At 42.5% G+C, this 25,173-nt stretch carries 22 protein-coding genes and 1 riboswitch; of the genes, 13 read left to right on the forward strand and 9 right to left on the reverse strand.

Annotated elements, in window-relative coordinates:
• Window positions 1-442 precede the first annotated feature (442 nt).
• The 6 genes from V7L01_RS23445 to V7L01_RS23470 all read left to right on the forward strand — a co-directional run bounded on the left by V7L01_RS23445 (window position 443) and on the right by V7L01_RS23470 (window position 7,402).
• Window positions 443-1,546, forward strand: coding sequence for a septal ring lytic transglycosylase RlpA family protein (locus V7L01_RS23445; protein WP_335038911.1), 1,104 nt, complete (start codon window positions 443-445; stop codon window positions 1,544-1,546).
• A 171-nt stretch (window positions 1,547-1,717) separates the two neighbouring features.
• Entirely contained in the window at window positions 1,718-3,322 is a 1,605-nt protein-coding gene (locus V7L01_RS23450; RefSeq protein ID WP_335038913.1) for a bifunctional pantoate--beta-alanine ligase/(d)CMP kinase, read from the forward strand.
• Between the two features lie 745 nt (window positions 3,323-4,067).
• Window positions 4,068-4,670, forward strand: a complete 603-nt coding sequence (locus tag V7L01_RS23455; RefSeq protein WP_335038915.1) for a superoxide dismutase — start codon at window positions 4,068-4,070, stop codon at window positions 4,668-4,670.
• A 153-nt stretch (window positions 4,671-4,823) separates the two neighbouring features.
• Window positions 4,824-5,030 (forward strand): hypothetical protein, encoded by a 207-nt coding sequence (locus V7L01_RS23460; protein WP_012412689.1) that lies wholly within the window; start codon window positions 4,824-4,826, stop codon window positions 5,028-5,030.
• An 87-nt stretch (window positions 5,031-5,117) separates the two neighbouring features.
• Window positions 5,118-6,254 carry an AIR synthase related protein gene (locus V7L01_RS23465; protein ID WP_335038917.1) on the forward strand — a complete coding sequence of 379 codons (1,137 nt, stop codon included), beginning with the start codon at window positions 5,118-5,120 and terminating at the stop codon, window positions 6,252-6,254.
• A 461-nt stretch (window positions 6,255-6,715) separates the two neighbouring features.
• On the forward strand, window positions 6,716-7,402 hold the full coding sequence (locus V7L01_RS23470; protein ID WP_335038919.1) for a PHP domain-containing protein: 687 nt from the start codon (window positions 6,716-6,718) through the stop codon (window positions 7,400-7,402).
• Window positions 7,403-7,473: 71 nt separating this feature from the next.
• On the opposite strand, the gene arsH is transcribed toward V7L01_RS23470, so the two are convergent.
• The 9 genes from arsH to V7L01_RS23515 all read right to left on the reverse strand — a co-directional run bounded on the left by arsH (window position 7,474) and on the right by V7L01_RS23515 (window position 14,919).
• Complete coding sequence (arsH, locus tag V7L01_RS23475; RefSeq protein WP_335038920.1) at window positions 7,474-8,142, reverse strand: arsenical resistance protein ArsH; 669 nt, start codon at window positions 8,140-8,142, stop codon at window positions 7,474-7,476.
• Window positions 8,143-8,181: 39 nt separating this feature from the next.
• The gene (gene arsC / locus V7L01_RS23480) at window positions 8,182-8,592 is read right to left on the reverse strand and encodes an arsenate reductase, glutathione/glutaredoxin type (RefSeq protein WP_335038922.1); all 411 of its coding nucleotides are present in this window, start codon (window positions 8,590-8,592) and stop codon (window positions 8,182-8,184) included.
• Between the two features lie 31 nt (window positions 8,593-8,623).
• On the reverse strand, window positions 8,624-9,688 hold the full coding sequence (arsB, locus tag V7L01_RS23485) for an ACR3 family arsenite efflux transporter (RefSeq protein WP_335038924.1): 1,065 nt from the start codon (window positions 9,686-9,688) through the stop codon (window positions 8,624-8,626).
• A gap of 196 nt (window positions 9,689-9,884) precedes the next feature.
• Entirely contained in the window at window positions 9,885-10,211 is a 327-nt protein-coding gene (locus V7L01_RS23490) for an ArsR/SmtB family transcription factor (protein ID WP_335038926.1), read from the reverse strand.
• A gap of 80 nt (window positions 10,212-10,291) precedes the next feature.
• Complete coding sequence (locus V7L01_RS23495; protein ID WP_335038928.1) at window positions 10,292-10,996, reverse strand: precorrin-2 C(20)-methyltransferase; 705 nt, start codon at window positions 10,994-10,996, stop codon at window positions 10,292-10,294.
• A 2-nt stretch (window positions 10,997-10,998) separates the two neighbouring features.
• Entirely contained in the window at window positions 10,999-11,625 is a 627-nt protein-coding gene (locus V7L01_RS23500) for a precorrin-8X methylmutase (protein WP_335038930.1), read from the reverse strand.
• Window positions 11,626-11,680: 55 nt separating this feature from the next.
• Window positions 11,681-13,240 (reverse strand): precorrin-3B synthase, encoded by a 1,560-nt coding sequence (gene cobG, locus V7L01_RS23505; protein ID WP_335038932.1) that lies wholly within the window; start codon window positions 13,238-13,240, stop codon window positions 11,681-11,683.
• Between the two features lie 62 nt (window positions 13,241-13,302).
• A riboswitch (adenosylcobalamin-variant (AdoCbl-variant) riboswitch) is annotated at window positions 13,303-13,395 on the reverse strand.
• A 136-nt stretch (window positions 13,396-13,531) separates the two neighbouring features.
• Window positions 13,532-13,990 carry a hypothetical protein gene (locus V7L01_RS23510; RefSeq protein WP_335038934.1) on the reverse strand — a complete coding sequence of 153 codons (459 nt, stop codon included), beginning with the start codon at window positions 13,988-13,990 and terminating at the stop codon, window positions 13,532-13,534.
• A gap of 41 nt (window positions 13,991-14,031) precedes the next feature.
• Window positions 14,032-14,919, reverse strand: a complete 888-nt coding sequence (locus V7L01_RS23515) for an FAD-binding domain-containing protein (RefSeq protein WP_335038935.1) — start codon at window positions 14,917-14,919, stop codon at window positions 14,032-14,034.
• A 232-nt stretch (window positions 14,920-15,151) separates the two neighbouring features.
• Between V7L01_RS23515 and V7L01_RS23520 the strand changes: the two genes are divergently transcribed.
• The 7 genes from V7L01_RS23520 to V7L01_RS23550 all read left to right on the forward strand — a co-directional run bounded on the left by V7L01_RS23520 (window position 15,152) and on the right by V7L01_RS23550 (window position 24,898).
• Entirely contained in the window at window positions 15,152-16,990 is a 1,839-nt protein-coding gene (locus V7L01_RS23520; RefSeq protein WP_335038937.1) for a serine/threonine-protein kinase, read from the forward strand.
• 141 nt (window positions 16,991-17,131) lie between these two features.
• Window positions 17,132-17,611 (forward strand): thioredoxin-dependent thiol peroxidase, encoded by a 480-nt coding sequence (gene bcp / locus V7L01_RS23525; RefSeq protein ID WP_335039106.1) that lies wholly within the window; start codon window positions 17,132-17,134, stop codon window positions 17,609-17,611.
• A gap of 111 nt (window positions 17,612-17,722) precedes the next feature.
• Window positions 17,723-18,379 (forward strand): type I restriction endonuclease, encoded by a 657-nt coding sequence (locus V7L01_RS23530; RefSeq protein WP_335038939.1) that lies wholly within the window; start codon window positions 17,723-17,725, stop codon window positions 18,377-18,379.
• Window positions 18,380-18,454: 75 nt separating this feature from the next.
• On the forward strand, window positions 18,455-19,081 hold the full coding sequence (locus V7L01_RS23535; protein ID WP_335038940.1) for a restriction endonuclease subunit R: 627 nt from the start codon (window positions 18,455-18,457) through the stop codon (window positions 19,079-19,081).
• Window positions 19,082-19,086: 5 nt separating this feature from the next.
• Window positions 19,087-20,265, forward strand: coding sequence for a cysteine desulfurase family protein (locus V7L01_RS23540; protein WP_335038941.1), 1,179 nt, complete (start codon window positions 19,087-19,089; stop codon window positions 20,263-20,265).
• Between the two features lie 296 nt (window positions 20,266-20,561).
• Window positions 20,562-23,867: a PAS domain S-box protein gene (locus V7L01_RS23545; protein WP_335038943.1), complete on the forward strand. Its 3,306-nt coding sequence runs from the start codon at window positions 20,562-20,564 to the stop codon at window positions 23,865-23,867.
• Window positions 23,868-24,175: 308 nt separating this feature from the next.
• Window positions 24,176-24,898 (forward strand): cyclase family protein, encoded by a 723-nt coding sequence (locus V7L01_RS23550; protein ID WP_335038945.1) that lies wholly within the window; start codon window positions 24,176-24,178, stop codon window positions 24,896-24,898.
• Window positions 24,899-25,173 lie beyond the last annotated feature (275 nt).

Consider the following 25,173-nt stretch of genomic DNA (forward strand, 5'->3'; position numbering starts at 1 on the left):
TTTAAGTATTTATGCCGATGCCATTCCAGAAAATTTATATTAACTTCTTAGAGGAAATAGCCAAAATAGATGTTATATAGAATACACGGGTAGTTGCGAGCCTTTAGAACAGATGTGAATAGGGTATCGTCACTTTGGCGTGCAATAAGCATAAAGTTTTTTAATAAATTTTTGACTTGCCGAAAAAAGCGTTACATAGCCAAAGTCCTCACTTGAGAAAGGTTTCGCCCTTGAAATTGGAATTGGAATTTGAGCAAGCTGCCGAGAATTACGCTAAAACCCTGATCCCCAAGCCAAAAGGTTCGTGTTAATCTGTTGCAGTTATAAACAACAAAGTGAAAACGGAACGAGTTCGAGTTTTTCAGAAGGGAGTCATTTTCACTAGTGAAAAATCCCGCAAGTTATAAAACTTAAGTTCTACAGTCGCTTTAAAAACGGACGCATGAATCAAAGACATTTGTGGATTATTGTTGCCCTGTCTATGGCTGCTTTGGGCATACCCTCAGTCGGTTGCACTCAAACCACCAGGGGAAATGCGCTAGCTTCCCAAAAATCACCTGCCCCTGATGTGGTGAAGGTAGGAGAGTACCAATCCAGAGCAGGGAAACAAACCTTGGATGCTGTGATTACACAAATTCATCCTCACAACATTGGAGGACGTAAAGCGGCAACCCTTTTTATCCGAAATATACCTGTTCTCACCTTTTTGAGTTCTGTATCAAATACGAATTTTGAAACTAAAAAAGTTGGTGCAATTGGAAATACTGGGGGCGTACAAGGGTACGCCCTTATTGCTAGCAATTCACTACAGACAGTGAGTACTGGTAACGTAACAGATGTGAGTAACCAGAGTCGCTCTGTTGACAATGACCCGGTGCAGATAGCTGGTGTAATAGCAGCTAAAATCAACGAGTTGAATCGGGAAAATGTGGATGGTAGTAAGATTACCGTCAGCTGGAAAGCAGGGGAAAAATCGACTGCCAATCAAGCGCAAACCAAAAGCGCCCCTCTCCAGCAAAATGGCGATCGCTATGTAATCAAAATTAATGGCGAAGAATTGGTCGAAATCAACGAAGGTACGCGGTTAGCAGGTAGCACCAACGATCTGGCGCAAGATGCATTGCAAGCAACTAATCGTCTGCGGAGACTTCTAGGCAATGCATCTCCCTTAAAAGAGATTGCCAATTTACCAGTGCGTCTACCAGTATCAATACCAAAACTGCCTCAGCAGATTGCCGTCGGCAGAGTGCGAATCAGTTTTAGAGGCATGGCTTCTTATTACGGCTATGACGGTTCTGGTAATCGTACTGCTAGCGGTCAGAGATTCAATCCAGAAGGTATGACTGCCGCCCATCGCAGCTTACCTTTTGGTACGCAAGTCCGTGTAACCAACACCCGCAATGGTCGTTCTGTAGTGCTGCGAATTAATGACCGAGGCCCATTCATTCGGGGTCGAGTCATTGATGTGTCTGCTGGCGCAGCTCGAATTTTGGGAATGATGGGCAGTGGCGTAGCACCAGTACATATTGAAGTCTTGGGGAAATAATTGAGTAGGTTACAGGTTACAGGGAAAAGATTATTCCCTCTCACCTATAACCTTTCCCCTAACCCCAATCCCAGTTCCGTATCACTTAATTCCCCTAGTTCAATCATCTCTTCCCTCTATTTCAGATATAAACTAACGGGGGAGGGATCGATAAGAACTAGGGGTATTTTTGTGCGCCTGCTGACAACAGTCGCAGCTTTACGCTGCTATTTAACTAAACGCTGCTCAGAAAACAAGCTCATTGCGGTTACTGAGGATCTAAGACTAGATGAGATGACTAGCTGGTATCAGACGCCAGTCGGTCTGGTGCCAACGATGGGAAATTTGCATCAAGGTCATTTAAGCTTGATTCAACGGGCGCGGCAAGAAAATTCGACAGTGATTGTTAGTATTTTCGTCAATCCCCTGCAATTTGCTCCTAATGAGGATTATCAACGCTACCCCCGCACTTTGGAGCAAGACCAACAACTTTGCGAACAAGCTGGGGTAGATGCAATTTTTGCGCCAACTCCGGAAGAAATGGCAGTTCCCCAGAAGAGTATACAAGAATCAAAGGTTACACAAGTTATCCCCCCATCTGCTATGATAACAGGCTTGTGTGGTCGTTCTCGGCAAGGTCACTTTCAGGGTGTCGCTACGATTGTGACCAAACTTTTCAACTTGGTACAGCCTGACCGTGCCTACTTTGGTCAAAAGGATGGTCAGCAACTGGCAATTATTAAACGCTTAGTAGCTGACTTAAATTTGTCAGTAGAAATTGTTGGTTGTCCAATCGTGCGGGAAGCTTGCGGTCTTGCCTTCAGTTCTCGTAATCAATATTTGACTGCAATGGCAAAAGAGCAAGCAGCGGCATTATATCGCGGCTTGCGACGAGCTGAAGCTGCTTTCATTGCAGGCGATCGCAATAGTAACAAGTTGATAGCACTAGTACGGCAAGAAGTGGCTATAGTCAACACGATTTTAGTGGAATATATTGAATTGGTTGAACCGACTACGTTAATGTCTTTAGAAAAAGTTGAGGAGGAAGGAATGTTGGCGATCGCAGCTCGTCTTGGGTCTACACGTTTGATTGACAATATCATATTGCGCGATCGTCAACCCATCATCGCCATTGATGGCCCAGCCGGGGCTGGAAAATCCACAGTGGCGCGTCAAGTGGCAGCAAATCTAAATTTAGTGTATTTAGATACAGGAGCGATGTACCGGGCTGTAACTTGGTTAGTACTGCAAAAGGGGATTGCCATTGATGATGAGTGTGCGATCGCTGAATTAACTAACCAGTGTAAAATTGAACTTACTCCTACCCAGGATTTACAATCAAGCGTCCGGGTTTGGATTGACGATACTGATGTTACCCAGGTAATTCGCACGATTGAGGTCACATCTCAAGTATCTGCGATCGCGGCACAAAGCGCTGTCCGTCAAGCACTGGTTAAACAACAGCAAAACTGGGGTAAAAAGGGTGGTTTAGTAGCTGAAGGTCGGGACATCGGCACTCATGTATTCCCCGATGCCGAAGTGAAAATCTTTTTAACCGCTTCTGTAAGCGAACGCGCCCGTCGCCGCCAAGAAGACTTTAACAAACAAGGCCAACCCGAAGTGAGTTTAGAGCAGCTGGAACGGGATATTGCCGAACGTGACTGGAAAGATAGTACGCGCAAAGTTTCACCTTTGCAAAAAGCAGCCGATGCGATCGAAGTTCAAACCGATGGTCTGAATATTTCTGAAGTCACAGCACAAATTGTTAATTACTACCAGCAACGTTTATCTCAGTAGCGATCGCCGCTATTTGCTGTTAGTTTTATAGTTCAAAAGGGTGGTAGATGAGTCATGATTCACTTACCATCCTTAAAACTGCACCCAGAAACTGCCCAAAAGCAAAATATTAAATAATTTTACTATCGGCTATCTTCATTCAAAATTTATTCTCGTATTATAAATTTTAGATTATTTTAATTACTAAATCATCACGCTTTCGACTGATCCCTCACATCAAAATTAATCCTGCTACAGATAGAAGCGCGAAAGCTTTAATTGCTAAATGCTAAGTAAAAGGCAGTTTTGCTGAAGGCAGAAGGACGGCAGTCGATCCACTTGGGATAAACCCCTTCTCGGCGAGAGGCTTCTCTTTCAGAGACGCTAATGCGAACGTCAACGCGTAGTGTCTCGGAGAAAATACCGCACAGGCTGCAAAAGTTCAAAGCTGCTCAGGAAGCTGATTTCACTCGTTGGCATTTTACATTTAATTACGCCTATTTACTTAATTACTTATTGGTCTTATTGGTTTTTAACTAAGAAATATTAGCCATTTTTATTTATAATGATTATTTACTAGTAATTTGACTTATTTTACTTATTAGACAAGTACTTTGTTTTTATCTTCACTTTGGTAGTAAAATAACGATGTTAAGTTTTATGTTTCATCATTAAAGACATAGAACCGCAAAAATAAAAGCTGTTAATTTCCTAAGCTTCTGTAATAGCTTAAAACTGGAAACCGGTAAAGAGAGGATTTGACACAATGGCATTTGTACAAGACCCGCTACCCTTCGACAAGAATGCTCTAGAGCCACATGGCATGAAAGCTGAAACTTTCGACTATCACTATGGCAAGCATCACAAAGCTTATGTAGACAACCTCAACAAGCTTACTGAAGGTACAGAACTTGCTGATAAGTCTCTGGAAGAAGTAATCAAAATTTCCTTCAACGACTCCTCTAAAGCGGGAATCTTCAACAACGCTGCCCAAGTTTGGAACCACACCTTCTTTTGGAACTCCTTAAAACCAGCAGGTGGCGGCGCACCCAGTGGCGATCTCGCAGCGAAAATCGATAAAGATTTTGGTAGCTTCGACAAATTCAAAGAAGAGTTTTCTAACGCCGCCGCAACTCAATTCGGCAGTGGCTGGTCTTGGCTGATCGATGATGGTGGTACGCTGAAGGTGATCAAAACACCAAATGCAGAAAACCCTCTAGCTCATGGTAAGAAAGCACTCCTAACCTTGGATGTTTGGGAACACGCCTACTACATTGACTATAGAAACGCTCGTCCGGCGTTCATCAAGAATTTCCTAGATAACTTGGTCAACTGGGACTTTGCTGCTGAAAACTTGGCCAAAGCTTAATTAACTGTCAGTTAATTTACAAAAGTTTAAGCAGAAAGCCCACTAAGAAAAGGGAGAAGTTCTTTTTAATTTCTCCCTTTTCCGTTCTTCAGTGGCGGGATAAGCAGTCGCTTGAATAAAAGTAATTACATTAAAATCAAAATATAAAACATTATGGATAGCAAAGAACTAGCGCAATATATCGAAGCAACTAATAGCATTACTAAACCTTGGGTATTGGTACAATTACGTCTTAAGAAATTGCAAGAGCGTCGAGCTACCCTTACAAACGATGTCTACACCAAAGAATTAGAAGACATTTACCAAGACTTGATGAATTTGGGGGAATGGTGGCGTGGTATTGAAGATGAGGTATTTTAAAGTTAGGAGTTATGAGTTTTCCTAACTTTTAACTCTTGCACAGACGCGATTAATTGCGTCTCTACTCCTAACTTTTAACGCAACCTGATGGCTCAAGCTCTCGATCAAGTCGATTATGATACTCTCGATGCTGCAAAACGACGCTTCATCGATGCTGCAAAACGCACGCTTGGCTTTGCAAGCGCCTATGGCATCGTACCAGCATCGGGTTTAGGAGCAAGCGCTAACGCTTTCAGCTTCAATCTCGCTCCCTTTCTGGAGGCTGGGGCTAGAGAACTTTCTATGACACTTGTCCCGGAAGGACTGGGTACAGCAGACGATACCCGGCCTGACGACCTTTCGGAAGAAGAACTTCGACGATTCTGGTGGAACATTGGTATCAAAATCATCTCGTGTCTTACGAACGATGCCGCAACTTCAGGTATGCAGACTATACTTCTCGGTCTCTATCTGCCATCGAGTACTCCTGAAACGATTTTCACCCCCGCTTTTCTTGATGGGTTTCTTGATGGAGTAGTTGAGGGGTGCAAACGAGTTGGGTGTGTGTATCTCTCAGGAGAAACTCCTCAACTAAAAACGAAGATGATTCCAGGTCGCCTTGACATTGCAGGTTCGGTTTTTGGGGTTATGCCGGCTGGTGTCGCTCCCATTGATAGCTCGCGTTTGGATGCCGGAAATACCATTGTACTGGTCGAAAGTTCGGGGCCCCATGAAAACGGCTTTACCCCACTGCGAAAGCTCGCTGAGTCCCTCCCTGATGGCTACAGAACAAAACTTCCAAGTGGGCAGGAGTTCTGGGAAGCGATGAATGCCGCTTCGTATTTGTATACACCACTCGTGCAAGCAGTGCTTGGCGAGGGAATTCGTCCCACTGCGATGGAGAACATCACTGGACATGGCTGGCAAAAGCTGATGCGGTCGGTGAAGCCGCTCCGGTACGTCATTGAAACGATGCTCCCAGTGCCGGAGATATTTACGTTTGTTGAGGGTCATCTTGAGGGCGGGGCTGCGACAATGCTTTCGGTGTTCAATTACGGAGCAGGATTTGCATTCTATACAGAGTCGGAGCAGGATGCAGAGAGGATTGTTATGCTTGCAAGAGAACATAAGCTTACGGCCGTAATTGCCGGAAGGGTTGAAGCCTCTCTTACCCGCGAGGTAGTGGTAGAACCGCTGGGAGTCACCTTGAAGGGAGATTCTTTTGGAATTGCGCGAGGGGTATAGTGATTCAGGAGCGTAGGCATAGCCCGTCGTAGACATCGCTAGTTTTTTTGGAGCTATTGTAGACTCACTTATGCAATCGCACAAGTCATTACTAGTTAGACAAAAGATGTAATTACTGAGCTAAATGACATTTTTTACACACTAATTTTAGTTGCATTTTAGGCTTACTAGAGATAATAGCTTTACTAAGCCTTTAGTATCTAAGTCTTTCACCACAGATGCTCTAGACGCATTGATGAGATTTACGATGCAATATTTATTACCACTTAAAAATAAAGTAGTCCATAACACCCATGACTACTGAGGTTAAGATTTGCTAACGTAGTCTTAACATATTGAAAAATTTGCTGAGAAAGCTGAGAAAGTAGCAGCCAACACTAATTTTTAGTGCTGTATCTTTCTCATCTGTAGATGTGCCGTTTTAGTGTGTTAAAAAGATATATTTTTGTTCCGAGGGGGTTATGGCTGTAAATTTGGCCCGTACTACTGCTTCCACAGAACTTTTGAAGCAAGTATTCCAGAACATTGATGCACAAAGTTGTCCGAGGTTATTCAACTTTCATATGCACACCGTCTACTCGGATGGAAGGTTGCAGCCGAGTGGTTTGATGGAGCAGGCGATCGCAATTGGACTAAAAGGATTAGCCATTACCGATCATCATGGTATTATCGGCTATCAAGCAGCACTTGCTTGGTTAGAAGACTGGAAGTGGAATAATCCTGGTGCAAGCACTCCTTACCTGTGGAGTGGTGTGGAAATTAATGCCAACCTTTTGAATATAGAAGTTCACATTTTGGCTTACGCTTTTACACCAGAACACCCTAGTATGAAGCCCTATCTCCAAAGAAGGCCGACTACAGGACAAGAATATCAGGCAAGTAACGTGATTGCTGCTATTCATGAAGCTGGAGGATTGGCAGTTCTGGCTCATCCTGCTCGTTACAAGCGATCGCATTTTGACTTAATTCCAGCTGCTGCCCAAAACGGTATCGATGGCGTGGAAACTTTCTACGCCTACAATAACCCTAACCCTTGGAAACCCAGCGTATTGGAATCAGAACAAGTGCAAAAGTTGGCTGATGAATACTTTCTTTTCAATACCTGTGGTACTGATAGCCACGGTTTGAGTCTGCTACAACGCTTGTAAAGATGAATCAATTTTTTTAAATCTCCTGGTTCAATCTGCCAGGAGGTTATCTTTTTTTGGATACTCAATAGTCAATTTGTTTTATTAAAGTTAATTTCAAGAGATTGAGAAGCTATCTTGATTGTCTCTTTGGCAGCTTTTTCCTTACGTTCGCTGTAGCGGTCTGTGAGATAATCAACTTTGTCACGCAATAGCAAGGTAAATTTGTAAAGTTCTTCCATGACATCGACAAGGCGATCGCGGTAGGGCGAATCCTTCATAGTGCCGTCTTCATTAAACTCCTCGTATGCTTTAGCCACTGAAGATTGATTCGGGATAGTAAACATCCGCATCCAGCGCCCAAGAATTCTTAATGTGTTGACAGCGTTGAAAGACTGAGATCCGCCACTCACTTGCATGACAGCCAGAGTTCTCCCTTGAGTCGGACGAACGGCCCCGATACTGAGCGGAATCCAATCAATTTGGTTTTTCATAATGCCAGAAATCTGACCGTGCAGTTCTGGGCTAGACCAAACCTGCCCTTCTGACCACAGGCTTAATTGGCGCAACTCCTGCACCTTTGAGTGGGTGTCAGGTACGCTGCCGTAAATCGGCAGTTCGCGGGGATCGAAAAACTTTACCTCTGCGCCAAATTCTTCAATGATGCGTGCTGCTTCCTCTGCCAAGAGGCGGCTATAGGAACGCTCGCGCAGGGAACCATACAAAAACAAAATTCTGGGGGAACGATCAAATGTCGTCATGGTAATTGCTTATTTTCCTCCAAATCTCGCAATTTAACATCAGGATTTGCGTGTTGGATTTTCTGTATACTCAATTAGTTGAGTCACCCGTTCTTTAATCTCATCGCGGACTCTAGGAAAAATTTCTAGTTGCTCTGCTGGATCGTCTAATTGCCAGTCTTCAAATACTTCTCGCATAACCCACTCTGGCGGCAAATTCACGCCACAGCCACACAAAGAAATCACTACATCAAAGTCTTGCGCTTGAAAATCACTGAGGGGTTTGGAGTGTTGAGCGGTAATGTCGATACCAATTTCTTTCATGGTGGCGATCGCTTCTGGTCTGACCTGACTTGCTTCTAACCCAGAGCTAATCACTTCAATTTTTCCCTTCCCAAAGGTTTTAGCAAAGCCTTCCGCCATTTGAGAACGAGCAGAATTCTTTTTGCAGACAAACATCACACGTTTCATCGTTCAACTCCTCCGAATAATTTGACTAAATTTAAAAGGTTCTCGATTCAGATGGCGAAAAATAACGTTTTTCAAACCAAAAAGCAACATTAACAAGACCAATCAATACAGGCACTTCCACGAGAGGCCCGACGACGGCAGCAAAAGCAACACCCGAATTAATGCCAAATACAGCGATCGCAACTGCGATCGCAAGTTCAAAATTATTTCCTGCCGATGTAAACGCTACACTTGCGGCTCTAGAATAGTCTGTTTTAACGCGCCAAGCCATGTAAAAGCTGACCAGAAACATGATCGCGAAGTAGACAATCAGCGGAATTGCAATCTTCACCACATCTAAGGGGATCTGAACAATCAAATTCCCTTTCAAGCTGAACATAACGACGATTGTAAATAACAGAGCAATCAGTGTGATGGGGCTGATTTTAGGTACAAATTCCTCGTGATACCACTGCTTACTTTTCACTTTTACTAAGAAGTAACGAGTGAAAAATCCAGCTAAAAAAGGAATACCAAGATAGATAAACACACTTTCAGCAATCTCAGCAATGCTGACATTAACAACACTGCCTTGTAACCCGAATAGTGGCGGTAATACAGTGATGAAGAACCATGCATAAGGACTATAAAAAATGACTTGAAAGATACTATTGAAGGCAACCAATCCAGCCGTATATTCTGTATTGCCTCGTGCCAAGTCACTCCACACAACTACCATTGCAATACAACGAGCTAATCCAATCAGAATCAATCCCGTCATGTATTCTGGATAACCGTGCAAAAAAGTAGCCGCCAGCGCAAACATCAGAATTGGCCCAATTATCCAATTCTGAATTAGTGACACACCAAGAATTTTTCCGTTCCGAAATACATCCCCTAATTCTTCATACCGCACCTTGGCTAGGGGCGGATACATCATCAAAATTAACCCAATCGCAATTGGAATATTGGTTGTTCCTATTTGGAACTGGTTGATAAAGGCTTCTACGCCAGGAAAGAAATAGCCTAGACCAACACCGATAGCCATTGCTAAAAAAATCCACAAGGTTAGGAAACGGTCAATAAAAGAGAGGCGTTTTGAAGTTTTTTTGTTCATTACAATTAACCCCGTACATGAATGCAGGAGCTTTGAGCAGGAATTTCAGATTATTCAATCCAACATCCAAAATTGAAAATCTAAAATTCGTGAGTTATATCAAGAGTATATCTCCATCATTTCAAAAAAAATTGATTTGTCAATGCCTATAAAACTAAAATTAAACAAAATATTACAAAAAAAAATTGATGAGTATTTAAGGATCGCAGGGGGGACGAATAGGTAATATGGGGCTAAAGCGGCGGAATTCTGCTAAATACTGCTCTAAGACAGCAAACTGCGGTAGATTGAGGCTGTAGTAAATCCAGCGCCCTTCTTGACGAGCGCGAACTAAACCCGCTTCTTTCAAGGTTTTGAGGTGAAAAGACAGTTTAGATTGAGTGGTTCCCAGGTGGTCACACAGGTCACAGACGCATAGTTCTTGAGAGCGCAGCAGTTCTAATACCTGAATCCGTAGGGGGTCAGACAGGGCATGAAAGCCAGCAGCGATCGTATCAGGAGTGAAGGTGCTATTAGAAGCCATCAACTTTTTTTGAAGTATTTCTTTATGGTAAAGTCTAAATCATAGGTTAAACAATACCTTTACCAAAAAGAAAAGTAGGTCTATAGTCGATTTTTAGTTGGAATCACAATCATCGAGAAATAGGGTACTTCATCTGGATCGACTTCATCCAGGGGTATGATGCGTTGCTGTGATGTTGATGCCCGCTCAATATATCTTGCCCGTGATGCTAGCCCTAATTTATGCAGAATATCTCGTACTTTGGTAAAGTGACGACCTAGCTTCATAATTGCGGCAGCATCGGTCATCAGTAGATGTGTAGTCAGTTCTTCTGCTGGCAATGGCGCGGGTAAGACTGTGAGAATATCGGTGTAGTAAGTGAAAGGTACACCCAAGGCTACCGGACAAGCCATCAGCGAAGAAACTCCGGGGACAACTTCTGTTTCGTACTGGTCACATAACCGCGTGAAGAGGTACATGAATGAGCCATAGAAAAATGGATCGCCCTCGCATAGCACTACAACATCTCGACCCGCTGCTAAATGGTCGGCGATTGGTTCAATTTCCTTGTCATAAATAGACTTGGCCTTTTCCGGCTCCAAAGCGCGGGGGAGGTGAAATAGTACCTCGATTTGATTGCCAGGAAGATACTGCGCCACGATCGCTCTAGCAATACTTTCTTTATCTGTGGCTGATTGATAGGCTACCACAGGAGCGGCACGCAATAACCGCAATGCTTTCAAAGTCAATAGTTCGGGATCGCCTGGGCCGACACCAATTCCATACAGCCGACCTTTGGTTTTCATATTCATTCTTCCTCCGTTGCCAGGGCGTTTACTGCTGCGGCTGCGATCGCACTCCCACCGCGCCGACCATGTAAGGTTAAAAATGGTACATTCCTGCTGTCTGCTGCTAATGCCGCTTTCGATTCGGCTGCACCGACAAACCCCACTGGAAAGCCCAAGATAATAGCAGGCTTGGGCGCTCCTTCATCGAGCATTTCTAATAGCCGGAATAGTGCTGTGGGCGCATTGCCAATTGCAATAACTGCTCCTTCGAGGTGCGATCGCCATAATTCTAAAGCTGCCGCCGACCTTGTAGTACCCAGACGCTGGGCAAGTTCTGGCACTTCCGGCTCGTTGAGGGTACAGATAACTTGATTATTTGCAGACAAACGTCGCCTGGTAACGCCATCGGCAACCATCCGGCAATCGCACAGAATTGGCGCTCCTGCTGCTAGTGCTGCCCTTGCGGATTGTACTGCTGTTAATGAATATCCCAAGTCAGTGACAATATCCGTCATTCCACAGGCATGAATGAGACGCACAGCAACTTTTGCTACATCTGGTGGCAGCACATCTAGATTCGCTTCTGACCGGATGATTGCAAAAGAATTGCGGTAAATTTCGTTGGCATCTCGGATGTAGTCGGGCATTCGATTTGGGATTTTAGATTTTGGATTTTGGATTAACAAATAAAAATCGAAAGGTTCAGATTGCCGACTTCTCTAAAAAGTTGGAAATCTTGTTATTTACAAATGATTTAGGAATAATATTAAATAACTGGTGTAATTGGGCGATCGCATATCGATTAGCAAATTCCCCAAAGGACTCATTAGAATTTAGACGTTGAATTTTATATACATATAGCATCCGCTCTATTAATGCAGGTAGTTCGGCAAAAGTTAGATTTTGATATAGTTCGCGTCCGAATTTCTCCTTGCTGTCACCAACATAAACGTGATAGCCTTCGACAGTTCCATTGTCAGCCTCAATGCTGACACCAAGCAGAGTAATATCACTCTTGCTATGCTGGGCGCAGGATTTTTCGCAGCCGCTAAAGTGGATATTAACAGGGCAATCCAGAGTAAGGCGAGTTTCAAGATACTCTGCCAATGCCAACGCATGATCTTTGGTATCTGTGGCAGAAGAGGCGCAACCCTTTTTTCCAGAACAGGCAACTAATGCACTCTTGATGTTAGTTGTTGAGGAATTTAATCCTAAGAAAGCAATTTCACTTTGGACATCAGCAACCCATTGCTGGGGAATATCAGTTAGCAGCAGATTTTGCCAAGGAGTTAGCCTGAGAGTTCCACTGCCATATTTTCCTGCTAAATCTGCTAAACCCCGCATCTGGCTACTCTCCAATCGCCCAAGGGGTAAGACGACACCAATGTAAAATAAGCCTTTCTGACGTTGGGGATGGATGCCTATATGCCGATATTTCGCATCTGACCTCTCCCCCAACCCCTCTCCTGCAAGGAGAGGGGAGAATTTCTCCCCCTTCCCTATTAGGGAAGGGGGTTGGGGGGTTAGGTCACTGCATAAAAGAGAGAAAGGTAGACGCTGCTGAACTTCCGGGAGATAATTTTCACAACCCAAAGTATTCAATAACTCTAAGAGACGTAGCCGACGCTTACTTGTAGTATTACTATGAGCTAGATAGACATCCGCCAAAGCTGCCAAGACGGGCAAACATTTCTCTGGTGGTAACAAAATTCCCATATCGCTGGGCGGTTGTCCTTTTGCGCCGACACTGAGATGGAGGCGGAAGTAAACATTACTGTCAACTAAGACAGCAGCAAATAGGATATCATTCAAGCGATCGCACACCCGAATTATCCCACCACCATCAAAACAAACGCTAAATTTTGCCGACAGCCCCGAAAGCCCCGGATGTGCAGCAATATAATTATCCCAATCTTGGACAAAAGGGCGAGTGTCGATTAATTCTAGCGGGTCGATACCAGCAGTTGGGCTGGTCATAATATTACGGATGTGGTCTACAACCGAATTACGAGAACCCAGTCCCATATCCTGTAGGTGTTTCAGAACCTCAGCATTTATCCCCGTGCGGATTTCGCGGACTTGTAGATTAGCTCGATTAGTCACATCTACATAGCCGCCACCGTGCTGTTCTGCTATATCTGCGATCGCACGGCACTGCTGACTACTAATAATTCCACCTGGTATCCTAATGCGAGATAATATACCATCGGCGGCGGGTGTAGCATAAAACAAGCCAGGACAAGTGGCAAATCCTGAAAGCAAACTTGTAACTCCTTCCCCGTGCAACGCAGGGAGTAGACGGTGAGTGTGTCTTTTCTGACATCTTGAGAGTTGGCATTCTGACTTGGGCGATCCCATCACAGCTGCGGCACAGTCCCGGAATTTCACCGGAGTTTCCCAACTCCAAGCTTTAGTAATTTAGCACGAGAACGTAGCCAGAAACTTTAATGCTTCATATTTTGAATCAACCTATCCACGCCCAAAAGCGTGAATTCGATGGCTCATGTAGTAACTGCCTAATTAGTTTAATAAAAAGACTTCTCCCTGGTTTTACTACACAAAACCGTCTCTTTCTGAGTCAGAGAGGGACAAATTTGAACGAAAAACATAATTTTGAGCCACTTTCCAATAGCGCGAGAACCGCTTGAGGTCAATATAGCCATCATAGTCAAAAAATGGTTCTACTTCTAGCACTTCTACTGCTATAGAACCCTCCATTTGATTGCAGATATCATTAAACCGGGGGCTGGGACTGTTGGCTGTGACAACTAAATTAGCATCATGTTCTTGAGCAAAAGCTAAAATTTCTTTTGCCACATCACCACGACGGATAACAACGGGTAACTCCAGCAAACATTCGTAGATGAAAGCGATGCGTTTGAGACTCAGTTGCCATTCCTCTATCAAAGCCTCGTCCCAAACCCAAATAGCTGGGGCATCGGGATATTTTTGTAGTACAGGGTTGTATGGGCTGAGGCAATCTCCATGTATCCAAACAATTGGTTTAGTCATTAGTCATTTGTCATTAGTCATTTGTCATTTGTCATTTGTCATTATTCTCTTCCTTGTCCCCTCCTACTCTCCCTGCTTCCCTGCTTCTTCTTTCCACGCTGCCAACTTTGGCTATTGGCTTGTTTGCTAAATTCCCCTTTAGGAAAAAGTCGCTGTTCTAATTCTTCATAACTGCCTTCAAAATCACAATGACCGTAAAGCGGACATTTTTGGCAATAAATGCCTTTGGTATAGCGTTCTAAGTTCTCACGATTGAAAAAATACGGTTTCTGGCTAAAGGTGCTGGCAACCCATTGCCATGACATATTATTACTAGCAGGATCTCCATCTAAAAGGTGTTCGAGAAACCATTTAGCTCCCGCTTGCCAACGAATACGCAGCCAATGGACAATGTAAGCTGCTAGCCACATTCGGGCGTGGTTATGTAGATAGCCAGTTTCTCTCAAATCACGGCTAAAACTGTCGATGCAAACCCTACCTGTGGTTCCTTGTCTGATATCTTGCGGCAATTCGGGTGCATATTCAGCCACAGTGTAACCAGTTTTGTACTCTTCCTGGTCTTTCCAGATTCCATCTCCTAATTTGACATATAACCTTTGCCAGTAGTCGCGCCAGCCTAACTCGTTAATTAGTTTTGTAGCATCATTTTGGTGCTGTACCCGTTCAAGGACATAATCTCGAATTTCTCGCAAACTCAAAACGCCATAGCGGATGTAAGGCGAAAGTCGCGTGACTGCACCTGCGAAAAAATTACGTGTTTGGGCGTAGCTTACTGGATCAATTTTTTGCAGCGCTTCTTGTGCAGCTTTGCGTCCTCCCACAGTTTCGCTGATGTGGTCATCGCGTTCTGCTGCACCTGGGAATTGTTCGCGGAGATAGGCTACCAACTCATCGCGGTTGGTAAATTCGCGTTGCATATCTTTAGACATGGGGACTTTGAAGGGTAAGAATAGATAAACAAAAATACTTGGAGGTTAAGTCATTATTATCGCGGATGAATATAAGCGATCGCTCTCAACCTTATGAGAGAACTTTTTTATAAGCAAATATAAATGGGTGCGTAGGCATAGCTTGCCGCAAGCATCGCTTTGATACTGATTTTCTTCAGGTTATCAGTAAGTAAAGCTAAAATATCAGATAAATCTGTCACTTTTCAAGACGATGAGCCTGTGCATCAATCCTAACTGCCAAAATACTGACAACCCTGATAATCTACTGCGCTGTCAAAGCTGTGGTTCTGAATTACTACTAGAAGGATGTTATCGAATAACACGACCTATAGGCAAAGGTGGCTTTGCTAGAACATTTGAGGTAAGCGACAGTGGGAAGCTAAAAATTTTGAAGGTTCTTATACTAAATCAAGCTAAAGCGGTATCACTTTTTCAGCAAGAAGCTGAAGTTTTAAAGCGACTAAATCATCCAGGAATTCCTAATGCTGAGGAATATTTTCAGTTTTTTCCTCAAAATAGCCAAGAGCCAGTCCACTGTTTAGTAATGGATAAAATTGATGGAGAAAATTTATACGAATGGTTAGAAAAACGTGGTAATCGTCCCATCAGCGAAAAGCAAGCAGTCCTTTGGTTAATACAGTTGGTGAATATTTTGCATGAAGTACATCAGCAGCAGTTTTTCCATCGGGATATAAAGCCTTCAAACATTATGCTAACTGCCGATGGACAATTGGTATTAATAGATTTTGGTATTGCGCGGGAAATTACAGGAACCTACGAGAAAAAACAAGCAGCAGGCCAAATCACAAAATTTGTTTCTGATGGCTATGCTCCATTAGAGCAAATCAATGGTCATGCTGTTCCGCAATCGGATTTCTTTGCCTTGGGTCGTACTTTTGTGCATTTGCTGACAGGAAAGTATCCTCTTGAACTAATGGATGATCCTTATGGCGATCCATATACTGCTGATCTAAACTGGCGTGTTGAGGCTAATCAGATATCTCCTTTGTTAGCAGATTTTATTGATCATCTGATGATGCGCTCGGTAAAGGATCGCCCAGCGAATACCCAGGTAATATTGGAAAGATTGGCAGAAATTAATAAGACTTTATATCCAGCAAAATTAACGAAATCAGAGTCAGGAAAACCATTACCAACACTCAATGGGCAAATATTGTATTTAGAACGCACTCTTGGTAGTTGGTACTCTGGACACTCTGATGTTGTTCGGACTTTAGCAATTAGTCCAGATGGGCAGACTTTGGTTAGTGGAAGTGATGACAATACAATTAAAATATGGAACCTGTATAATGCTGAGGAAATTAAAACAATTACACCGGATTCAACACAAGTATTTGCTCTAGCAATTAGCCCAGACGGGCAAACTCTAGTTAGTGATAGCGACGACCCAGAAATTAAGTTATTTAGCATGACAACGGGTGAAGAAATTCGCACAATAATTGGGCATTCAGAATTTATCACTTCTTTAGCAATTAGTCCAGACGGACAAATGTTGGTTAGTGGCAGCCATGATAAAACAGTAAAAGTTTGGAATTTGCATAATGGAAAAGAAATTAATACTTTAGCTACATATTCAGAACATGTGACTTGTGTAGCAATCAGTCCTGATGGTCGTACTGTGGTTAGTGGTAGTGCAGACAAAACAATACAGATATGGCCAAAACGCATTCTAACTGGGCATTCAGAGTGCGTTAATTGTATTGCCATTAGTCCAGATTCTCAAATACTAGTTAGTGGTAGCGATGACAAAACAATAAACCTATGGAACCTCAACACTGGGGAGAAAATTTGTGCTCTACTAGGACATACAGGACTAGTTTTGAGTGTAGCATTCAGTCCTAACGGTAAGAATTTAGTGAGTGGCGGTGATGACGGAAAAATTAAACTTTGGGATCTTAATACCAAAGAAGATATTTGCACTCGTAATGGACATTCAGGTGGTGTACATGCACTTGTGTTTAGCCTTGATGGACAAATTCTTATCAGTGGTGGTGGGGACAATATGATCAAGATGTGGCGAATATATTAGTTTGAGACTAGAGTAATAGAGCTTTTTATGTAAATTGAGAAGCCGCTAATTAATTTTAGACCCCGCTCAATGAGATGTGATCGCTCAATAGCTCAATATATGTACAATTCTAAAGCGATCGCAATCTCTCACACTTCCATCATGAGCAACATTCCCCAAATCGGACAACCAGCGCCAGATTTCTCCACACCTGACCAAAATGGCAATGCAGTCACTCTTGATGACCTCAGCAGTCAGTGGGTTGTCCTCTACTTCTACCCCAAAGATGACACACCCGGTTGTACCACCGAAGCCAAAGATTTCACCGAGTTGTATCAAGACTTCAGCGCACTAGGAGCGAAAATCTTAGGCGTGAGTCCCGATTTGGGTAAGTCCCATTGTAAATTTATCAGCAAACATAACTTGTCAATCACCCTCTTGAGTGACTCAGAACATATTTTGATCGAAGCCTACGGCGCTTGGCGCTTAAAAAAATTTATGGGCAAAGAATATATGGGTGTTGTTCGCTCAACTTTCTTAATTTCACCTGATAAAATTATTGTCTATGCTTGGCCGAATGTGAAAACCAAAGGTCATGCTCTGGCAGTTTTAACTAAATTACGGGAATTAGCAGCCACATAACGCGACTGAATGCAGGTATAGTTATAGCAATGCTATGTGAAATTGCTCTAGAAACTGCCAGCGTGATGATTAAAGCAAGGAACTAGACTTTTTTCGCCATTTGAAATAAATATGATTCAAGTCATCCAAGCCCAAAATGTCACTCTTGCCTACTTAAAGGAAAAATTTGCTTTATATAAATCTGAAGATGAGCAATTTTTTACAGAGTGGTTTGACTACATACCTAAAATTTCCGAATTAGAAAAGCAATCCTTAGACAGAGTTAAAAATAACTATCTCAATGTGCTTGAAAATGCTCCTCTTTTAGAAGAAGCAGTAAAATTGGTAGTATTATCTCCGTTGCTAGATTTAGCTGGTTTTTATCGTCATCCTTTTTATATTGCTACAGAAGAAAGTGTAGAAATTAGCGAAGAAGTTATCATTGACAATGAAGTAAATACAGAAGAGACTAAAGAAATTATCAAAGGCAAAATTGATGTCTTAGTTCTTCAAAATCAGCTATGGTTACTAATAATTGAATCTAAGAGGTCTAGTTTTTCCTTGGCAAAGGCGATTCCTCAAGCACTGACTTATATGCTGGCAAATCCTCACCCTGAAAATCCCGCATATTCCTTAGTTATGAATGGAGAAGATTTCCAATTTATAAAGTTGGTAAAACAAGATAAACCAATTTATGCCTTATCTGAGAGATTCACTTTATATAGACGCGAAAATGAATTATATAAAGTTTTAAATGTATTAAAAAAAATAGGTCAAGTTGTAAGTTAATTATCTTTGCTATTCCTATCTAGGTTAAAACTGGAACAGTGTCATAATAGTTATATTGCATCTTTTAAAGTAGTTATGGTTCAATTTATCCAAGCACAAAATGTCGGGCTTGCCTATTTGGAGGAAAAATTTAGTCTACAGCTAGCCGAAGATGAGGCATTTTTTACAGAATGGTTTAAAAATTTACCGGAAATTACAGATTTAGAAAAGCAAGATTTAGATAGAATAAAACTTCATTTTATCCGCTTAGTCAAGCGTCCTCCTTTGTCAGAAGAAACGGTGAAATTAGTAATTTTATCTCCTTTACTAAATTTAGCTGGATTTTATGATGAGCCTTTTTATATGAGAGGCGAGGAATCAATAGAAATTTCTGCAAAAGATGAAGGAGAAATCATTAGAGGTAGAATTGATGTTTTAGTTATTCAAGAGCAATTCTGGTTGTTAGTAATTGAATCTAAAAGGTTTAGCTTTTCTCTTTTAGAAGCTGTACCTCAAGCACTTGTTTATATGTTGGCTAATCCTAATCAAGACAAACCTACTTTTGGATTAGTAACAAATGGTAGTGATTTTATTTTCCTGAAACTTACCAAAGAGAATCAGCCAAAGTATGCTATGTCTGACCAATTTACACTTTTGAAACGAGAAAGTGAATTGTATCAGGTTCTAAGTGTATTAAAAAATTTGAGTCAAAGTTTGAGTTAATAATTATGTCTATTCGTCCTATATACCTTGATTGCCACGCTACTACAGCCGTAGATGAACGGGTATTAGCAGCAATGCTCCCCTACTTCACAGAACACTTTGGCAACCCATCTAGTATCGGTCATGTTTATGGTTGGGAAGCAGAAGCTGCTGTCAAACAAACGCGAGAGATTTTAGCAGCAGCAATTAACGCCACTCCTGAAGAAATTGTTTTTACCAGTGGTGCAACAGAAGCGAATAATTTAGCTATTAAAGGTGTTGCCGAAGCTTATTTTAAAAAAGGTCAGCATATTATTACTGTTGCTACTGAACATAGTGCAGTTATTGACCCTTGTAATTATTTAAAAACTCTCGGTTTTGAAATTACTATTCTCCCTGTCCAAAAAGATGGATTAATTGATTTAACTGAATTAAAAAAAGCTTTCCGTCCGGAGACGATTTTGGTGTCGGTAATGGCTGCAAATAACGAAATTGGCGTGTTGCAGCCTTTGGCAGAAATTGGAGAAATGTGTCACGATCGCAACATCATTTTCCACACCGATGCAGCCCAAGCTATTGGTAAAATTCCCTTGGATGTGCAAGCGATGAAAATTGACTTGATGTCGCTAACCGCACACAAAGTATATGGGCCAAAGGGCATTGGGGCGCTGTATGTCCGCAGGCGTAACCCCAGAGTGCAACTAGCTCCCCAGCAGCACGGCGGCGGACACGAACGCGGGATGCGGTCTGGGACATTGTATACACCGCAAATTGTCGGCTTTGGGAAAGGTATAGAAATCGCTTTGGCAGAACAAGCAATAGAAAACCAACGCCTCACCCAGTTAAGGCAAAGCTTGTGGTCACAGCTTTCCCAAATTGAAGGAATTCATCTCAACGGACATCCTCAAGAGCGATTGGCGGGAAACTTGAATATCAGTGTTGAGGGGGTGGATGGAGCCGCACTTTTGCTAGGATTGCAGCCAGTAATGGCGATTTCTTCTGGTTCTGCTTGCTCGTCGGCAAGTACTGCACCCTCCCATGTTCTGACAGCGCTGGGACATTCAGAACAGCTAGCTTATGCCTCAGTGCGGTTTGGTATTGGACGGTTTAATACCCAAGAGGAAATCGATCGAGTGGCGAAACATGCGATCGCTACCATTCAAAGTTTACGTAATACCAATTTAAAAAATATTTGTAACAGATAGGTATCCCCTCGATCGTTTGGGATAGCAGAAAAGGACAGTAAAACAAGCTTCCTGATACATAGATAGTTTAAATTACACTAAAAATGATGAAGTTAATCTTAATCATAACTTCAGCATTTTTTCATTTTTTTTACAATAACAGAGGAATTGTTGCAGATATAAGAATAGATAAAGGATTAAGATCGATAGCAGGTAGGCATAAAGAAGATTATATCCATCTATTAACAAATCCTATTTTCAGACTATTACCTTAATAATTTAGGCAGAGCAGGCAGGCAAAAGTGTTTTCTAAAAAGGTGCAGAGCTACATTAATCAAATCATAGTCGCCCCCTCAGAAATACAAGAGGATGAAAAAGTATTTTTCCAGCAGGCGGATACTATTCCTCTGATGATTTGGATGACTGGATGCAATGCACTTTACTGTTACTTCAATTCCAATTGGCTGGAATTTACTGGAACATCATATCTAACAACAGACACGTCTGTACCTGCGCGAGGAGATGAGATCGGCAATATCTGGACTTGTAGCGTCCATCCAGAAGATAGACAGCAATGTGAAGATATATACTTAGGAGCATTTGCTGCCTATGATTCGTTTCAGAGACAATATCGCCTGCGTCGGGCTGATGGCGAATATCGCTGGATTTTAGATACAGCCGCGCCACGGTTTGCGGCAGATGGCAGCTTTGTCGGTTATATCGGTTATTGTGTAGATATAACAGAAGTGACAATAGTGGAAAGCCGACCTATCCTGGCAGAAAGCTGCTCGGCGTCTATAAATTTTTCTAGTTGTCCACGTAGATTCACAGAAGAAAAACAGGCAACAGAATTAACAAAATTACTGGAGCAACTGCAAGCTGAAACTGCAAAACGCCAAGCAGTTGAAGTACAGTTACGCCAAAAAACATCAGAATTTGCAGCAATTTTGCAAGTACTTCCTGATTTATACTTTCGTCTCGATGCTGATGGAACTATCCTGGATTACAAGCAAGGATTGATGCAGAATCTGGATATTACAACAGAAGATTGTCAGGGCAAGAGTTTGCGAGAATGCCTACCGACTGCTATAGGCGATCGCTTCCAGCAAGCAATAACTCAAGTACTTGCAACTCAATATGAAGTCAGTTTTGAATATACCTTACCGCTACCAGAAGGGAACGATAATTTTGAAGCTAGGTTCTTACCATTACCAGACCAGCAAATCATAGTTCTTGTCCGCGACACCACCGACACAATACAAGCAGCATTAATAGAAAGCAATGTCAAGTTTCGCAGCATTATCGAAAACGCTAATAACGTTATTTTTTCGCTGACACTTGAAGGGATATTTTCCTACGTTTCTCCTAACTGGACTGAAATTTTTGGGCATGATATTGCAGAGGTTGAAGGCAAATCCTTTGTTCCCTTTATACATCCTGATGATGTCTCTATCTGTACCGATTATTTTCAAAGAATTTTGACAACAGGCAAGAAACAAGATGCAATTGAATATCGGATAAAACACAAAAATGGTAGTTGGCAATGGCATACAAGCAACTCATCTGCTATCAGAGATGCCAATGGTAATGTTTTGTACTTCGTTGGTATTTGCCATGACATTACCGATCGCAAACAAGCAGAGGAAGCTTTAGCAGAACGAGCGCGTTTAGCAAATTTTCGTGCCGATGTAGACGCCGCCCTTACCCAGAGTGACAGCTTACAGAACATGATGCGCCGTTGCACTGATGCTTTAGTTGAACATCTCGATGCAGCCTTTGCTCGCATCTGGACGCTGAACAAAAAAGACAACGTATTGGAGTTGCAAGTCAGTTCTGGGATGTATACCCACATTAATGGGCCCGATAAATGTGTGCCAGTTGGTCAATTCAAAATTGGTTTGATTGCCGAAGAGGGCAAACCCCACCTAAGTAACTCTGTAGAGACAGATCCCCGTGTAGGTAACCAAGAGTGGGCACAGCGAGAAGGTATGGTCGCCTTTGCTGGCTATCCTCTGATTGTTGAAGATGAAACTGTAGGGGTAATAGCCATGTTTGCCCGCCAAACAGTTACAGAATCAACTTTCACAGCACTGGAATTTGCCGCCCAAGAGATTGCCATTGGCATCAAGCGCAAACAAACAGAAGTTGCACTCAGAGAAAGCGCCCAGCGAGAAGCACTACTCAATCGTCTTTCTAACCAAATTCGAGCTTCTTTGGATCTTAATTACATTGTGGAAACCGCAGCACAGGAGATTCGCAACTTATTCCAGATCGATCGCTGCGCCTTCTTTTCCTATCGGCAAGACGCTGAGGTTCCCTACTGGGAGAAAGTATATGAGGCAAAAAGTTCCTTTTTACCCTGTCTGCTTAACCCGCAAGAAGCAACTAATGCAGAAATCGAACTAATCGCAGCCAAAACCTTGAATAGAGAAATTATCCGCATTGATAATGCTGAGACTGTGGGCGATTCTATAGCACGGCAGTTTTTGCAGGATTTTGGTTTTACTGCCTTTATGTCGCTGCCCGTACACACCCAATCTAGTGAAATTGGCACATTTAGCTGTGGTTATTGTAGTGGCTTCCGCCCTTGGCTAGACAACGAAGTAGAATTATTACAAGCAGTTACAGTTCAACTAGCGATCGCCATTGACCAAGCTAAACTTTACAGCCAAAGTCGCATTGCTGCCCAAACTGCCCAAGACAAAGCCCAACAACTAGAAGCGGCACTGCTAGAACTTCAACAAACCCAAGCGCAACTGATTCAAACTGAAAAAATGTCCAGTTTAGGACAATTGGTCGCAGGTATTGCCCACGAAATCAATAATCCTGTCAATTTTATCTACGGCAATATTACCTACGCCCGTGAATATACTAAGGATTTACTGCACTTGGTAGAGCTTTATCAACAGAACTATTCCCCACCAACACCAGAGATTCACCAACAAATCTACGCCATTGATTTAGACTTTCTCAAGCAAGATTTGCCCAAAATTCTGGATTCTATGAATATGGGAGCCGAACGCATTCGGCAGATTGTCCTATCTTTACGCAATTTTTCTCGCCTTGATGAAGACGGCACCAAGCCAGTGGATATTCATGAAGGTATTGATAGCACCTTGCTGCTGTTGCAAAATCGCTTGAAAGCAAAATCAGGACATGCTGAAATCCAAGTAATTCGAGACTACGGCAACCTACCACCGATAGTGTGTCACGCCGGACAGATGAATCAGGTGTTTATGAATCTGTTGACAAATGCGATTGATGCTTTAGAAGAGTCATACCCTGCGGGAAGGCGAAGCGCCTATGTCATTAGTCACTTGTCATTAGTAAACAACACCGAACAAATGACTTTTCCCCAAATTCGCATTCGCACCCTCATCCAAGAAGACCGTGTAATTATTAAGATTACCGACAATGGCCCTGGCATGACTGAGGAAGTACGCAAACGGCTATTTGACCCCTTCTTTACTACAAAACCCGTCGGTAAAGGCACGGGGATGGGGTTATCAATTAGTTACCAGATTGTTGTAAAAAAACATGGCGGGCAAATCCAGTGTATTTCAACACCGGGAAAAGGTGCCGAGTTTGCGATCGCGATACCACTCAACCTGCAACCCAATTGATAGATATTACGCAATCTTAACCAAAAATTAATCAAAACTTAACCTATTGGTTGTTAACTAAGATTAATTAACTTTTTGCTGCAACATTTGAACCCCCCCCAACAACCTGAAATTTACAGGAATTGGGGGATTATTTCTTCTAATACAAAAAGTAGGACTAGAAATGTTGCAGTTGAATCGTTTAAAAACGTTGTAATAGTAGTAGTATCTTTGCGTAGGCGTAGCCCAACCCAAGCGATGTCTACAATGGGCGTAGCTGCGGCATCTTTGAAAAAAATCCCTGAGTACAGATAAAATAGAAGGCTGGGATGATACAACCTCAAAGTCAAAATAGTATCACCTACACACGCGTTATCCATCTAAGTCATGTAATTGACATAGATATCCCCCAATGGTCTGGCGACCCTCCAGTAGAATTTGAAACTGTGGCTGAACTGAATAATGATGGCTATTACTTGCGCCGTTTCTCCTTGGGAGAACATAGCGCTACCCATATCAATGCCCCTAACAGTTTTCATAGTTCTGCTGTAGGAATTGACCAATACCCAGCCCAGTCTTTGGTTGTACCTGCGGTGGTTATAGATATTCGCCAAGCCACAGCGGTTAATCCGGATTATGCCCTGACTATTGCTGATGTTCTGGCTTGGGAAGAACAATACGGTGAAATTTCTCCGGGCTGCGTAGTTATATTGAATACTGGTTGGCAAAAAAAGTGGTTAGATAAAAGTGCATTTTTAAATCATGATGCTCAAGGAATTGCCCATTTTCCAGGGTTTGGCAGCGATGCAACTAAATTATTACTGGATGAACGGCAAATTGCTGGTGTGGGAATTGATACTCATGGTGTAGATCCTGGGCAGGATAATACTTTTGCGATTAACCGCTTAGTTTTAGAACAACCGCGGATTGTGTTGGAGAATCTCACCAATTTGGATCAACTGCCACCTAAAGGTACTACTCTAGCGATCGCGGTTCTTAGATTGCGTGGTGGCTCTGGTTCTCCTGTTGGTGTCTTGGCATTAGTCCCTTAATTTTTATATCGATATTTCTATCTCACACCAATTTCCTAAACTTGAGGATAACCTAGAAAGCAAGCAAACTTAGTACAGCTTTGTGTAAAATCGTAGCGTTTTTTAACGCAGAGGAACGCAAAGTAAACGCAAAGGTACGCAGAGTCTTGCGAAATTTTCTTGGCTTATTGTTTCTTTCTTTGTGTCCTTTGCGTCCTTTGCGGTTCGTTTCTCATATAGTTTGACGCATCTTCATACAGAAGTAGTATTAGTACACAAGTTTCACTCGATCATCA

Source organism: Nostoc sp. (genome assembly GCF_036917095.1).
Classification (GTDB): domain Bacteria; phylum Cyanobacteriota; class Cyanobacteriia; order Cyanobacteriales; family Nostocaceae; genus Nostoc.